Genomic DNA, 13,957 nt, shown 5'->3' on the forward strand with positions numbered 1-13,957 from the left:
GCGACGGCGAACGTCGATTCGAAAGCCGGGCAGAATGAGCGCGATCATTGAGGTTCCGGGGCCGGGAGCGAACGTGAGGCTGCTCCGGGACGAACGCGGCTGGAAGCAGGAGGAGCTGGCGCGGCGCGCCGGACTGTCCAGGCCGCATATCGGAAAGATCGAACGCGGCGAGCGGACGCTGACCCAGGGCGTGGCTGCTGCACTGGCGCGCGCATTCGGCGTCAGCCTTGAAGTGATCCTGGGATCCACACCGGTCGTCGGCGCCGAGGAATCACTGAAGGCCCTGAATTCGGCGATTCGACGATTCGACCTCCCGGCCGAGTCCACGGCGAGCCCGGAACAGCTCAAAGCAGCGTTGGCCGAGATGGCCGAGATCCGCGGGAAGGCCGACCTGACCCAGGTGCTGCTGAAACTCCCGCCGCTTGTGTCGGAGGTGACGAACCACGCGCACAGGACGGGAACTCCGGAGGCGTGGGCCATGGTGGCGGAGGCATACTCGTGCGTCTACTGGCTTGCCGCACGTCACCGTTGGATGACCCTGGCCGACCTGGCGGTCACCAAGCAGAAGATCGCCGCACAGCAAGCCGACCCGGTGACACTGGCGGTCGCCGCCAGGGACGAAGCCGGGGTCTACCTGAATCACGGGGAATTCGAAGACGGCCTGGCCGTCGTGGACCGCGCCATCACTCAAGTGGAGCGGGGGGACGCGACCGGGTTCGAGCGCTCCTACGCGCTGGGAACCCTGCACCTTCGGGGACTGACACTGGCCGGGCGATTGGGAGACAAGCGTACGGCCGACCGCCACATCGACAGCGCTTGGGCTCTCGCCGAGGATTTCGACCGGGATGTCTGCCGCGCCGGCGGGATCGGCGGGATCCACTTCGGCCCGCAGAACACCGCCATCCACGTCGTCGCGACGTGCAGTGACCTCCGGAGGCACGCCGACGCCATCGCGGTCATGCGGGACCTCACCAAAGACCCGGCACGACGGCCCTTGAGGCTTCCCGCCACGCGAACCAGCCCGATGTACATGAACACCGCCCGCTCCAAGCTGGCGCTAGGCGACCGGGAAGGAGCCCTTGAGGACTTGGAGAACGCTTGGAGCATCGCTCCTCAAATGGCGAAGGTGCATCCCACCAGCCAGGAGCTCATCCGAGTCCTGACGACGCTGCACAAGCGGAGCAACCCGCGGCTCGTCAGGCTCGCCCGAAAGGCCGAAATCGAATTCTGACAGCCCCTGGGAGGCACCCCATGACGACAGAGCCGCACACCGACGGGACGGCCGGCTTTCTGCTGGAGATGGGCATGTTGAAGCGTGCCAAGAGGTCCGGGTGGTGGATCGCCGGGGTGAAGGATCCGGAGTCGATCGCGGAGCACTCGTTCCGGACGGGGATCATCGGTTCGGTCCTGGCCATGATGGAGGGGGCCGACCCCGCCAAGGTGGCTCTTTTGTGCCTCTTCCACGACACCCAGGAGACCCGTGTCGGGGACATCCCACACATCGGGCGCCGGTATCTGACCGCGGCGTCGAACGAGAACGTGACCGGGGACCAGGTCTCGGGTGCTCATCCCGCCGTCCGGGCGGGCGTTCAGCACATCGTGGAAGAGTACGAGAACGGAACCGGACCGGAGGTTCTGTGCGCCCACGACGCCGACAAGTTGGAGTGCCTGATTCAGGCGGTGGAATACCGAGAGCAGGGATATCAGAACGTGCAGAACTGGATCGACACCAGCCGTTCCCGGCTCAAGACGGCGTCGGCGCAATCCCTTGCCGAGGCGGCTTTGCGTATGACGTCGGTGCAGTGGCAGGAGACCTATCTTCGTTGATGCCCAGGGAAGGGCCCCAGTCCCGCCCCTTCGCCATTTCCTGCAGGGGCAAGCCCCCGCACCCCCGAAACCGCGCTACGCGCGGTTGTCCTCAAACACCGGGTGAATTTCGGCCCCAAGGAGGTCGAGCGCGTGCCCCGCATCATCTCCCCGGACGCCTTCGGGAAGCTGTTCGAAATCTTCGAGCACAGCGCGTGGCGGCTTGAGACCCGAGCACGTTACGCCTCCGACGAGTCCACTGGCACGTACGCCCAGTTCGTCAAGGGCGAGCATCCGCAATGGGACCTCACCACTCCCTGGTCGGTGACCGTCAAGGGGAAGACCGCGAGCGGGGCGACGGTCGGCCGAGTGCGCGTTGTCGACGCCCCGCCCACTCCGGGTCAGCGCTACCTCTTGGCACACGCCGAGAAGAACATCGCACTCGGCGAAGACATCCGATACCTGTGGCGCGCGGACGCCGAGCAGCGGAACCTGCCCGCCGAGGACTTCTGGATCTTCGACTCCCGCCTGGTCGCCCTGCTCAACTTCGACGAGGCCGACAACCTCGTCGACGTCGAACTGATGACCGATCCAGCAGAGGTCAACCGCTACTCTCAAGTGCGCGAAGTGGCTTGGCATTACGCAGTCGGTCACGCGGTGTTCACGACCGAGCCCGGTCCCGCCAAGTAGCCGTTAGCGTGTACCGGTGAGCACCGACTTCCAGCAGGCCCGACAAGCCCTCGGAGCACGGCTCAGGGAACTGCGCGTCTCCGGCCCTGACGGCCGGCTCACCGGTACGGCGCTCGCGAAACGGCTGGGGTGGCCGCACTCCAAGGTGTACAAGCTGGAGAACGGACGCCAGACCGCGACAGCCGAAGACCTCACCGCCTGGGCCGAAGCGACCGGCCGGCCCGCGGTCACCAACGAGCTCCACTCCCGCCTCAGAGGGCTGGAATCACGCCATCGCTCCTGGCGGCGCCAGCTGTCGGGGGGCCACCGCGCAGTCCAGGAAGCACACAATGAGGCACAGGCGAACTCGGCCGTTCTGCGCGCCTGGGAATCGTCCTGGATCGTCGGAGTCCTTCAGACACCCGACTACGCACGGGCCATCCTGACCCGCTTCACCGAACTCCAACGGTCGAAACGCGACGTCGAAGAGGCGGTACGGGCCCGCATGAAACGGCAGTCGGGGCTGTACAGCCCGGACAAGCGCTACCACGTACTGCTATGGGAGGCAGTACTGCACACCCGGATCTGCCCGCCCTCCGTCCTCGCGGGCCAGCTCGATCGGCTCCTGGGAATCGTCGGCCTCGACACGGTCGAACTCGGCATCGTGCCTCTCAAAGCGACTCTGAAGGTTCCGCCCGGAGTCGGTTTCTGGATTTACGATGACCGCCGGGTGATCGTGGAGACCTGGGACGCGGAGCTGTGGCTGGACGACACCGACAGTGTCACCACTCACCTCCGCACCTGGCACACGCTGCGGGAGTCCGCGGTGTTCGGATCCGACGCGCAGCGGCTCATCAGTCAGGCGCGGCACGCCCTGAGCACGTGATCGGCATAGCTGCCGGCGCCCCGCGGCCCGGGTGTCGGTCCCGCCTCGGCGCCCGGCGCGGGAAAAGCGAGGGCGTCGGCCCTCGCGCGTGTGCCAGGCTCACCCGACCGGTTTCGCGGAAGCTGTGCGGAGGGGAGTCCGGGCATGGAAAAGGACGACGAGGCAACGCGGTGCAACCGCCTCAACTGGGATGAGCGCGCGAGCATTCACGGTCAGGACCGCTACTACGACACAGCGGGATTCCTCGCGGGCGGCAGCTCGTTGCGGGAGGCCGAGTTGTCGCTCGTCGGGAATGTGGAGGGCCGGAAGCTGCTGCACCTCCAGTGCCACACCGGCCTGGACACCCTCAGCTGGGCGCGCCGGGGAGCCGAGGTCACCGGGCTGGACTTCTCCCCGGTCGCCGTCCGGCGGGCCCGTGAGCTCGCCGAACGGGCGGGCCTTGACGCCGACTTCGTGGAAGGGGACGCCCGGCGCCTGCCGCCGGAGCTGCGCGGCCGGTTCGACGTGGTCGTCGCGACGTACGGGGTGTTCGCCTGGATCGACGACGTGGCCGCCTGGGCGGGCAGCGCCGCGGCGGCACTGCGCCCGGGCGGGCGGCTGGTCGTCGTCGACCTCCATCCGCTGGCCCAGATGATCGATCGCGGCGACCCGCTCGTCGTCGACGCGTCGTACGCGAACACGGGCCCGCAGCGCTTCCGCTCCGAGACCAGCTATGCCGATCCGTCGACGCCGTTGCGTCACCAGGAGACGGTCCAGTGGTCGCACTCGCTGGGCGAGATCGTCTCGGCGGTCGCCGGGGCCGGGCTGCGCGTCGAAGTCCTCGACGAGTATCTGTCCAGTGACCGCGACGACCGGGGGTCGGTCCTGCGGCAGGGGCAGGACGGGCGGTGGCGGCTGCGGATCTGGCCGCACGACCTGCCCGTCCTGTTCGGCCTCGCCGCCGTCAAGCCCGTCTGACGGCCGACGCCCGCGCGCGAAGAGACGAACGAAGGGACGCGCGCGGAACGCGAAGCGGCGGAACGGCGGGCGCGCCCCTCACGCCCCCACCCCGAGCGCCTCCTCCCGCCCCGCGCCGCCCGTGAACGTCCGCCAGAGCGCCGCGTACCGGCCGTCCAGCGCCAGGAGTTCCTCGTGGGTGCCGTCTTCCACGACCCGGCCCCCGTCCAGGACGACCACCCGGTCCGCCCGCGCCGCCGTCGTCAGGCGGTGGGCCACGACGAGCGTCGTGCGACGGCCGGCCAGCCGGTCCGTGGCCTCGTTGACCAGGGCCTCCGTGGCGAGGTCGAGGGCCGCCGTCGCCTCGTCCAACAACAGCACGTCCGGATCGACGAGCTCCGCCCGCGCCAGGGCGATCAACTGCCGCTGCCCGGCGGAGAGATTGCGACCGCGCTCCGCGACCGGATGCAGATAACCGCCGTCCAGCGTCGCGATCATCGGGTGGGCCCCGACCGCCCGCGCCGCCGCCTCGACCTCCGCGTCGGTCGCGTCCGGGCGGCCGTAGGCGATGGCGTCGCGGACCGTGCCGGGGAAGAGGTAGGGCTCCTGCGGGACGACGCCCAGGCGGTGGTGGTACGCCACCGGGTCCAGGGTCCGCAGGTCGTGGCCGTCCACCAGGACCGCGCCCGCCGTCGGGTCGTAGTACCGCGCGACCATCTTCACCAGCGTGGACTTGCCCGCGCCCGTCTCACCGACGAACGCGACGGTCTGGCCGGCCGGGATGGTCAGGTCGATGCCGCCGAGGGCCTGGGCGCGGCCGCCGGTGTCGGAGTCGGCCGAGCCGTACCGGAAGTGCACGTCGTCGAAGACGATCTCCCCCCGCAGCTTCCGCACCGGACGCGGATCCTCCGCCACCGGCGTCGACGTCCGCTCGCGCAGCAGCGCCTGGATCCGGCCCAGCGAGACCGTCGCCTGCTGGTAGCCGTCGAAGACCTGCGAGAGCTGCTGCACGGGGGCGAAGAACAGGTCGATGTACAGCAGGTAGGCGACCAGCGCGCCGGTCGTCAGCGTTCCGTCGTCCACCCGGCCGGCGCCGACGATCAACACCGCCGCCGACGCCACCGACGAGAGGAGCTGGACGAACGGGAAGTAGACCGAGATCAGCCACTGGCCGCGCACCCGCGCCCGCCGGTAGCCGTCGCTCCGCTCGGCGAACCGGTCGGCGCCCGCCTCCTCGCGGCGGTACGCCTGGACGATCCGCAGCCCGGCGACGCTCTCCTGGAGGTCCGCGTTGACCAGGCCGACCCGCTCCCGGGCGAGTTCGTACGCCTTGACGCTCTGCCGCCGGAAGAAGACCGTGCCGACGACGAGCAGCGGCAGCGTCGCGAAGACCACCAGGGCCAGCTGCACGTCGATGACGAGCAGCGCGACGAGGATGCCGAGGAAGGTGAGCACGGAGACGACGGCGGTGACGAGACCGGTCTGGAGGAACGAGGACAGGGCGTCCACGTCCGTCGTCATCCGGGTCATGATCTTGCCGGTGAGCTCGCGCTCGTAGTAGTCGAGGCCGAGCCGCTGGAGCTGCGCGAAGATCTTCAACCGGAGTGAGTAAAGGACGCGTTCACCGGTCCGTCCGGTCACCCGGGTCTCGCCGACCTGCGCCGCCCACTGGGCGACGACGACCAGCAGCGCCAGCCCGGAGGCCGCCCACACCGCGCCGAGCGCCATCCGCTCGACGCCCTGGTCGATGCCGTGCCGGATCAGGACGGGCAGCAGCAGACCGGCGACCGCGTCGACCGCCAGCAGCAGCAGGCTGAGCGCCAGCGGAGCGCCGAAGCCGCGCAGCAACTGCCGCAGCCCGTACGACTCCTCGGGGCGGGCGGCCCGCTCCTCGTCGATGTCCGGGGTGTCGGTGGCCGGCGGCAGCGCCGCGACCTTGGCGAGCAGGTCAGGGGTGGCGGGCATGCCGGTGAGGGAGCCGTGCGGATCGTCCGCGTCCGCACCCCTTCCGTCGCGGACCCACAGCGCCGGGGTGACGCCGTCCACACGGCCGTCCACCGCGTCCTCGACGGTGTCGACGGGCGGTTCCGTGGCGCCCGCCGGGTCCTTGGCGACGCCGCCCAGCTCGTCGGGGTCGGTCAGCAGCCGCCGGTAGAGGGCGCACCGCTCCTGGAGCTCGGCCGCCGTGCCGACGTCCACCAGCCGGCCGCCGTCGAGGACCGCGATCCGGTCGGCGAGGCCGAGGGTGGACGCGCGGTGGGCGATCAGCAGCGTCGTCCGACCGGCCATGACGCCGCGCAGCGCCTCGTGGATCTCGTGCTCGACGCGGGCGTCGACCGCCGAGGTGGCGTCGTCGAGGAGGAGCAGCCGGGGGTCGGCGAGGATCGCGCGGGCGAGGGCGATGCGCTGCCGCTGGCCGCCGGAGAGGGTCAGGCCCTGCTCGCCGACCTTGGTGTCGTAGCCCTCGGGGAGCGCGGAGATGAAGCCGTCGGCCTGCGCGGCCCGGGCGGCGGCGCGGACCTGCTCGTCGGTGGCGCCGGGGAGGCCGTAGGCGATGTTGTCGCGGACGCTGTCGGAGAACAGGAAGCTGTCCTCCGGAACCAGGCCGATCGCGGCCCGCAGCGAGGCGTGGGTGAGGTCACGGACGTCGTGCCCGCCGATCCGGACGGCGCCGGACGTCACGTCGTAGAAGCGCGGCAGCAGCAGGGACAGCGTCGACTTGCCGCTGCCGGAGGCGCCGACGACGGCGACCGTCTCGCCGGGCTCGATCCGCAGGGTGACGCCGTCGAGGACGGGCCGCTTGGCGTCGTAGCCGAACGAGACGTCGTCGAACTCGACGGTCGCGGGCGCGTCGGCGGGCAGCTCGTGGGCGTCGGGCCGCTCGTCGATGACGGGCTCGGTGTCGATCAGTTCCAGGACGCGTTCGACGCCGGCGCGGGCCTGCTGGCCCACGGTGAGGATCATCGTCAGCATCCGGACCGGGCCGACGAGCTGCGCGAGGTAGGTGGAGAAGGCGACGAACGTGCCCAGGGTGATCTGCCCGCGGGTCGCCAGCCAGCCGCCGAGCGCCAGCATGGCCACCTGGCCGAGCGCGGGGACGGCCTGGAGGGCCGGGGTGTAGCGGGAGTTGAGCCGGACCGTGCGCAGCCGCCCGGCGAACAGCCGGCGGCTGACCTTCCGCAGCTTCCCGGCCTCCTGCGCCTCCTGCCCGAAGCCCTTGACGACCCGGACGCCGCCGACCGCGCCGTCCACGACGCCGGCGACGGCGGCGGCCTGCCCCTGGGCGAACCAGGTGGCGGGGAAGAGCTTGACGCGGCTGCGGGAGGCGAGGAACCACAGGGCGGGGGCGACGGCGAGGGCGACCACGGTGAGCAGCGGCGAGAGGACCGCCATCACGACCAGCGAGATCAGGAAGAGGAGAATGTTGCCGATCATCATCGGCAGCATGAACAGCAGGCCCTGGATCAGCTGGAGGTCGCTGGTGGCCCGGCCGACGACCTGGCCGGTGGAGAGCTCGTCCTGCCGCTTGCCGTCCAGCCGGGCGATGGACGCGTACATCTCGGTGCGCAGGTCGTGCTGGACGTCGAGGGCGAGTCGGCCGCCGTAGTAGCGGCGGACGTAGGTGAGGCCGTAGACGACGGCGGCGGCGACGATCAGCAGGGTGGCCCAGGGGGCCAGGGGGCGGTGGTGACCACCGATGACGTCATCGATGATCACCTTGGGTATCAGCGGGACGAGGGCCGTGACGGCCATGCCGCCCAGCGAGGAGCCCAGCGCCAGCAGCACCGCCCGCCGGTAGCGCCAGCAGTAGCCGGCGAGCCGCCTGGCCCAGCCCGGACCGTCGGCCCGCCCGTCACCGCGACCGTCCGCTCGTCCGCCGTCGCGTCCGTCCCTGTGACCGCCCGCGCGTATCTCCGCGCGTTGCTCCGCCTTCTCCGCCACCCGGGTCCTCCCGCCTCGTACGCCTTACCGAGAGGCGCCAACGCCAGGAGGGGCGGATTTCATCCCGCCGTAACGAACGGGGGCGGGGTGGCCCCCGTTCGTTACGGGTCCCAGGCGTTCCGGGCGGCCGCGCTGTGCGACTGGCCCGGCCTGGCGGCCGCACTGTGCCTACTGCCCCGCCCTGGCGGCCGCGATCTGCCGCGACATGATCGTCGTCAGCTCGTACGCCGTGTGGGACGCGGCCACGGCCGTGATCTCCGCGTGATCGTACGCGGGGGCCACCTCGACGACGTCCGCGGAGACCAGGTTGCAGGAGGCCAGGCCGCGCAGGATCTCCAGCAGCTCGCGGGAGGTCATGCCGCCGGCCTCGGGGGTGCCGGTGCCGGGGGCGTGCGCCGGGTCGAGGCAGTCGATGTCGATCGAGATGTACAGCGGGCGGTCGCCGATGCGCTGCCGGAGCTGGTCGGCGACCTCGTCGGCGCCACGGCGGTAGACGTCCGCCGAGGTGACGATGCCGAAGCCCATCTTCTCGTCGTCGGTCAGGTCCTGCTTGCCGTAGAGCGGGCCGCGGGTGCCGACGTGGGAGAGGGCGGAGGTGTCGAGGATGCCCTCCTCGACGGCCCGGCGGAACGGGGTGCCGTGGGTGTACTCGGCGCCGAAGTAGGTGTCCCAGGTGTCCAGGTGCGCGTCGAAGTGCAGCAGCGCGACCGGGCCGTGCTTCTTGGCGACCGAGCGGAGCAGCGGCAGCGCGATGGTGTGGTCGCCGCCGAGCGTCATCATGCGGGCGCCGGTGCCGAGGATGTCGTCGGCCGCGGCCTCGATCGTCTCGACGGCCTCGTTGATGTCGAACGGGTTGGCGGCGATGTCACCGGCGTCCGCGACCTGCGCGAGGGCGAACGGCGACGCGTCCTGCGCCGGGTTGTAGGGGCGCAGCAGCCGGGACGCCTCGCGGATGGCGTTGCCGCCGAAGCGGGCGCCGGGGCGGTAGGAGACGCCGGTGTCGAAGGGCACGCCGACGACGGCGACGTCGGCCGTGCCGACCTCGTCGAGCCGCGGCAGCCGGGCGAAGGTCGCCGGCCCGGCGTAGCGCGGGATGCGGGACGAGTCGACGGGGCCGCGCGGTTCACGGGGGGCGACGGTGGTCATGCGGGGAGCCTCTCGGATCGCTGCCTGGGTCGTTCCAGAGGGTAGGCAGGGGGCGGGGTTCCGCACATGTACGGAATTGTGGGTCCGCACTCCTCTTATGGACACGGCGTCCATCGCGGCCGGGGGGAGACGGCGGATCGGCGGGCGGGAAGAATGCCCCCATGCCGACGTCGCAGACCGTACCCAGCCGAGCCGAGCTGTTCGACCATCTCGTCCGGACGCACATCGCGGGGGTCGTCGCGACGCCCCGCCGGAACAGCCTCGACCACTACCGCAAGCTCGCGCACGGCGACCGGTCGCACTGGCTCGGCGTGGAGCTGGGCGACCGCTGGACCGACGAGCAGGACGTGCTCGCCGTCATGGCCGAGCGCTGCGGGGTCAGCGACGATCCCGCGCTGCGGTCCGGACAGGACACCATCGACCCGGAGCTGACGATCACCGCGCTGGAGCGGGCGGCCCTGTTCCTGCGCAAGGCGGCGGAGGCGCGGCAGCGGGTGCTGTTCGCCACCGGCCACCCCGGCGGCCTGCTGGACGCGCACCGGACGGTCGCCGCCGCCCTGCGCGCCGCCGGCTGCGAGATCGTCTCCGTGCCCGGCGTGCCGCGGGCGGACGAGGGCGCGGTGTACCAGGTCGCGGACGTGGCGGTGTTCGAGGGCGGGGCCACGCTGTGGCACACCCACTCCCCCGCCCCGATGGCCGCGGTCCTGGACGCGCTGGCGCGCGAGGGCCGCCCGCTGCCCGACCTGGTGGTCGCCGACCACGGCTGGGCGGGGTGCGCGGCGCAGCGCGGGATCGACGCGATCGGCTTCGCGGACTGCAACGATCCGGCGCTGTTCCTCGCGGAGGCGGAGGGGGTGCTGCGGGTGGCGGTGCCGCTCGACGACCATGTCGTCGACCCTCGGTTCTACGAGCCGGTGACGGCGTACTTGCTGGACGCGGCGGGGGTGGCGGCGGTGGGGTGAGCTTCCCCGGTCCCGCCCTTTCTCCCCCGGCTACCGCTGGGAGGTGCCCCCAGTTTCCTGGGGCTGCGCCCCAGACCCCCTTTTCGCGGCTGCGCCGCTCGTCCTCAATCGCCGGACGGGCTGATTTTTCAGCCCGTCCGGCGATTGAGGACAACCGCGCGGAGCGCGGTTTCAGGGGGTGCGGGGGCTCCGCCCCCGCAGAAACGGTGAAAGGGCGGGACCGGGGCCAAGCCCCCCACCGCGTTCAGGCTGTCCGCCGCCCGTTCCAGCCCCGGACGCACAGCCACGTCCCCCCGTACAGCGCCCCCATCTCGACGGCGCGCCCGGCGAGGCCGAAGGCGAAGCGGGAGCCTTCGGTCTGGTCCAGGAGCCACTGGTGCCAGAAGAACATCACCAGGACCGTCAGGACGATGACGACGGCTCCGGCTGCCATCAGCAGGATGTTGCGCACGAGACTTCCCCCCTCTTCGGTCGACGAGCCTACCGGGGGGCCGTCGCGACCGGCTGACGCGGCCGACTGACGCGGCGTCAGTCCGCAGCGACGCGCGGAATCCTCACCAACCCCTCCTGAATCACCGACACCGCCAGCTCCCCGCCCTCCGTGAAGATCCGGCCGCGCGCGAGCCCCCGGCCGCCCTGGGAGGTGGGGCTCTCCTGGTCGTAGAGCAGCCACTCGTCCGCGCGGAACGGCCGGTGGAACCACATGGCGTGGTCCAGGCTGGCGCCGACGACGTCGCCGACCACCCAGCCGCCGCGGCCGTGGGCGAGCAGGACGGAGTCGAGCAGCGTCATGTCGGAGACGTAGGTGGCCAGGCAGACGTGGAGCAGCGGATCGTCGGCGAGCTTGCCGTTGGTGCGGAACCACACCTGCGACCGCGGTTCGCGCGGCTCCCCGTACCGGGCGAAGGGCGGGTCGCCGACGTACCGCAGGTCGACGGCGGCCCGGGCCTCCAGCAGCCGTTCGACGACGTCCGGGCCCGCGAACCGGTCGGCGTAGCGGGGCAGCAGCTCGGCGGCGGTCGGCAGGGTGAGCGGGTCGGGCGCGGGCGGGGCCGGCTCCTGGTGCTCCAGGCCCTCCTCGTACAGTTGGAAGGAGGCCGAGAGGTGGAAGATCGCCCGGCCGCGCTGGACGGCCACCACGCGACGGGTGGTGAAGGAGCGGCCGTCGCGGATGCGGTCCACCGTGTAGACGATGGGCGCGCCGGGGTCGCCCGCCCGCAGGAAGTAGGCGTGCAGGGAGTGCGGGAAGCGGTCGTCCGGGACCGTCCGGCCGGCCGCGACCAGCGCCTGGGCGGCGACCTGGCCGCCGAAGACCCGGGGGATCAGCGCGGGCCGGCTGGTGCCGCGGAAGATGTCCTCCTCGATCCGTTCGAGGTCGAGGAGGTCGAGGAGGTCCTGCAGCGGGGCCGGGGCCGGGGGTTCGTTCACGTGCGGTGCCGTTCCGTTCCTGAGAGAGCTCGGGGAGCTCAGAGGCCCATCGACTTGGCGACGATGGAGCGCATGACCTCGCTGGTGCCGCCGTAGATCCGGCTGACCCGGGTGTCGGCGTACAGCCGCGCGATGGGGTACTCCATCATGTAGCCGTAACCGCCGTGCAGCTGGAGGCACTTGTCGATGACGACGGCGGCGCGTTCGGTGGTGAAGAGCTTGGCGGACGCGGCGTCGGCGGCGCTCAGTTCGCGCGCGTCGTGCGCGTCCAGCGCCCGGTCGACGACGGCCTGCATGGCGTCGACCTCGGCCTTGCAGTCGGCGAGGACGAACTTGGTGTTCTGGAACGACGCCACCGGCTGCCCGAAGACCGTGCGCTCGGCCACGTACTTCCGCGCGAACTCCACGGCGGCGGCGGACTGCGCGTACGCCGAGAAGGCGATGCCCAGCCGCTCCTGCGGCAGGTTGTGCGCGAGGTAGGAGAACGCCTTGCCCTCCTCGCCGAGCCGGTCCCCGACGGGCACCTTGACGTCGGTGAAGGAGAGTTCGGCGGTGTCGGAGGTCTTCAGGCCCAGCTTCTCCAGCTTGCGGCCGACCGCGTAGCCCTCGGAGCGGGCGTCGACGAACAGGAGCGTGATCCCGCCGCGCCGGTCCTCGGGGGAGGGCGGCGCGGTACGGGCGCAGACGATCACCCGATCGGCGAGCACGCCGCCGGTGATGAAGGTCTTGGCGCCGTTGAGGACGTAGTGGCTGCCGTCGGCGGAGAGCTTGGCGGTGGTCTTCATGCCGGCCAGGTCGGAGCCGGTGCCGGGCTCGGTCATGGCGATGGCGGTCATCATGTCGCCGCTGACGAACGGCGGCAGCCAGCGCCGCTTCTGCTCCTCGGTGGCGTACTTCAGGAGGTACGGCAGCACGAGCGCGGTGTGCACACTGCTGCCGCCGAAGCTGACGGCCGCGCGGGCGCACTCCTCGGTGATGACGGCCTGGTACTTGAAGCTCGTCTCACCCGCGCCGCCGTACTCCTCGGGCACCTCGATGCCGAAGACGCCCAGTTCGCCGAGCTTCTTGTAGAAGTCGCGCGGCGCCTGCCCGGCCTCGCGCCACTCGTCGTAGCAGGGGACGACCTCCGCGGCGATGAAGGCGCGGATGGTCTCCCGGAACGCCTCGTGGTCCTCGTTGAACACCGTCCGACGCACAACTACCCCCTCGGCGGGGCCGGTTCCTCCGTCCCCCGGTCGGCTGAGCGCTTGCTCAGCGAAAGCTACCCGGCGGTCTCCGGGACTGTCCAGATCCCGCCGGGGCCGGTCGTGTCGGCGACGTGGGCGTCGTGGGCGACGTGGGCGACGTGGGCGACGTGGGCGACGTGGGCGACTGCAGACGACCGCAGTCGACTTCAGAGGCGGGCGGGGCCGGTGAGCGCCGCGAGCGCCCCGTGCGCCAGCCGGCGGAGCAGTGCGGCGGTGGCGTCGCGGCCGGGCAGCCCGCCGGCACGGCCGAGGTGCGGGGTGGAGTTGAGCAGGCCGAACACCGCGTGCACGGCGGCCCGGGCGTCGTCCTCGGCGACCGCGGGGTGCAGCGCGCGCACGACCTCGACCCACAGCTCCACGTACTGCCGCTGGAGCGAGCGGACCTGCTTGCGGTCCACGTCACGGAGCCGGCCCAGCTCCCGGTCGTGCAGGATGATCAGGGCCCGGTCGTCCAGGGCGAAGGCGATGTGCCCGTCGATCAGCGAGTCCAGGACGGCGGCGGGTCCGGCGTCCGCCGCCTCGGCCGCGGCGCGGCGCTCCCGGCCGCTCGCCAGGAGCCGGCCGCTGATGCCGACCAGCAGTTCGGCGAGCATCGCGTCCTTGCCCGCGAAGTGGCGGTAGAGCCCGGGGCCGCTGATGCCGACCGCGGCCCCTATCTCGTCCACTCCGACGCCGTGGAAGCCGCGCTCGGCGAAGAGGCGGGCGGCCTCGCGGAGGATCTGCTCGCGGCGCGTGGGGGCGGGGCCGGCGGCGTCGGCGGGGGCGGCGGTTTCGGCGGGGCTGGCGGGGCCGGCGGGGGCGGCGGCGGTCGGCCGGGCGGTGGTCTCCGCCGAGGGGGCGGATCCGGGCGCTCCGGCGGCTGCGCGGGCGGGGTTCACGGGGGTCACCGAACAAATTGTAGACAGCGCCGTTAGCGGCCGTTAACCTGAAGGAGA

The 13,957-nt window shown here is 71.7% G+C and carries 12 protein-coding genes; 6 read left to right on the plus strand and 6 right to left on the minus strand.

Features of this window, described 5'->3' with window-relative positions:
* Positions 1 to 34: 34 nt before the first annotated feature.
* The 5 genes from ACQEVS_RS12270 (at position 35) to ACQEVS_RS12290 (ending at position 4,318) form a co-directional block, all read left to right on the plus strand.
* Entirely contained in the window at positions 35 to 1,231 is a 1,197-nt protein-coding gene (locus tag ACQEVS_RS12270) for a helix-turn-helix domain-containing protein (protein ID WP_433019276.1), read from the plus strand.
* A gap of 20 nt (positions 1,232 to 1,251) precedes the next feature.
* A complete protein-coding gene (locus ACQEVS_RS12275; protein WP_433019279.1) occupies positions 1,252 to 1,827 on the plus strand; it encodes an HD domain-containing protein in 576 nt (191 codons plus the stop codon).
* 132 nt (positions 1,828 to 1,959) lie between these two features.
* Entirely contained in the window at positions 1,960 to 2,496 is a 537-nt protein-coding gene (locus ACQEVS_RS12280) for a DUF6879 family protein (RefSeq protein WP_433019282.1), read from the plus strand.
* Between the two features lie 16 nt (positions 2,497 to 2,512).
* Complete coding sequence (locus ACQEVS_RS12285; RefSeq protein WP_433019285.1) at positions 2,513 to 3,361, plus strand: helix-turn-helix domain-containing protein; 849 nt, start codon at positions 2,513 to 2,515, stop codon at positions 3,359 to 3,361.
* A 144-nt stretch (positions 3,362 to 3,505) separates the two neighbouring features.
* Positions 3,506 to 4,318: a class I SAM-dependent methyltransferase gene (locus ACQEVS_RS12290; RefSeq protein ID WP_433019288.1), complete on the plus strand. Its 813-nt coding sequence runs from the start codon at positions 3,506 to 3,508 to the stop codon at positions 4,316 to 4,318.
* 78 nt (positions 4,319 to 4,396) lie between these two features.
* Here the strand turns inward: ACQEVS_RS12290 and ACQEVS_RS12295 are convergent, their stop codons facing one another.
* A complete protein-coding gene (locus tag ACQEVS_RS12295; RefSeq protein WP_433027492.1) occupies positions 4,397 to 8,083 on the minus strand; it encodes an ABC transporter ATP-binding protein in 3,687 nt (1,228 codons plus the stop codon).
* 324 nt (positions 8,084 to 8,407) lie between these two features.
* Positions 8,408 to 9,385, minus strand: a complete 978-nt coding sequence (gene speB, locus ACQEVS_RS12300) for an agmatinase (protein WP_433019291.1) — start codon at positions 9,383 to 9,385, stop codon at positions 8,408 to 8,410.
* Between the two features lie 161 nt (positions 9,386 to 9,546).
* Here speB and ACQEVS_RS12305 point away from each other — a divergent pair, with 161 nt between their 5' ends.
* On the plus strand, positions 9,547 to 10,347 hold the full coding sequence (locus ACQEVS_RS12305; protein ID WP_433019294.1) for a phosphatase: 801 nt from the start codon (positions 9,547 to 9,549) through the stop codon (positions 10,345 to 10,347).
* Between the two features lie 244 nt (positions 10,348 to 10,591).
* On the opposite strand, the gene ACQEVS_RS12310 is transcribed toward ACQEVS_RS12305, so the two are convergent.
* The 4 genes from ACQEVS_RS12310 to ACQEVS_RS12325 all read right to left on the minus strand — a co-directional run bounded on the left by ACQEVS_RS12310 (position 10,592) and on the right by ACQEVS_RS12325 (position 13,909).
* Positions 10,592 to 10,798 (minus strand): hypothetical protein, encoded by a 207-nt coding sequence (locus tag ACQEVS_RS12310; RefSeq protein WP_433019297.1) that lies wholly within the window; start codon positions 10,796 to 10,798, stop codon positions 10,592 to 10,594.
* Between the two features lie 77 nt (positions 10,799 to 10,875).
* Positions 10,876 to 11,775 (minus strand): acyl-CoA thioesterase, encoded by a 900-nt coding sequence (locus tag ACQEVS_RS12315; protein WP_433019300.1) that lies wholly within the window; start codon positions 11,773 to 11,775, stop codon positions 10,876 to 10,878.
* 38 nt (positions 11,776 to 11,813) lie between these two features.
* A complete protein-coding gene (locus ACQEVS_RS12320; protein ID WP_433019303.1) occupies positions 11,814 to 12,971 on the minus strand; it encodes an acyl-CoA dehydrogenase family protein in 1,158 nt (385 codons plus the stop codon).
* A 197-nt stretch (positions 12,972 to 13,168) separates the two neighbouring features.
* On the minus strand, positions 13,169 to 13,909 hold the full coding sequence (locus ACQEVS_RS12325; protein ID WP_433019306.1) for an SACE_7040 family transcriptional regulator: 741 nt from the start codon (positions 13,907 to 13,909) through the stop codon (positions 13,169 to 13,171).
* Between the last annotated feature and the right edge of the window lie 48 nt (positions 13,910 to 13,957).

The organism is Streptomyces sp. CA-181903 (assembly GCF_050937075.1).
GTDB lineage: Bacteria > Actinomycetota > Actinomycetes > Streptomycetales > Streptomycetaceae > Streptomyces.

Bases quoted from the DNA above. Each gene is read 5' to 3' on its own strand.
- ACQEVS_RS12270 (WP_433019276.1), top strand. From the start codon at position 35: ATGAGCGCGATCATTGAGGTTCCGGGGCCGGGAGCGAACGTGAGGCTG.
- ACQEVS_RS12290 (WP_433019288.1), top strand. From the start codon at position 3,506: ATGGAAAAGGACGACGAGGCAACGCGGTGCAACCGCCTCAACTGGGAT.
- ACQEVS_RS12275 (WP_433019279.1), top strand. From the start codon at position 1,252: ATGACGACAGAGCCGCACACCGACGGGACGGCCGGCTTTCTGCTGGAG.
- ACQEVS_RS12305 (WP_433019294.1), top strand. From the start codon at position 9,547: ATGCCGACGTCGCAGACCGTACCCAGCCGAGCCGAGCTGTTCGACCAT.
- speB (WP_433019291.1), bottom strand. From the start codon at position 9,385: ATGACCACCGTCGCCCCCCGTGAACCGCGCGGCCCCGTCGACTCGTCC.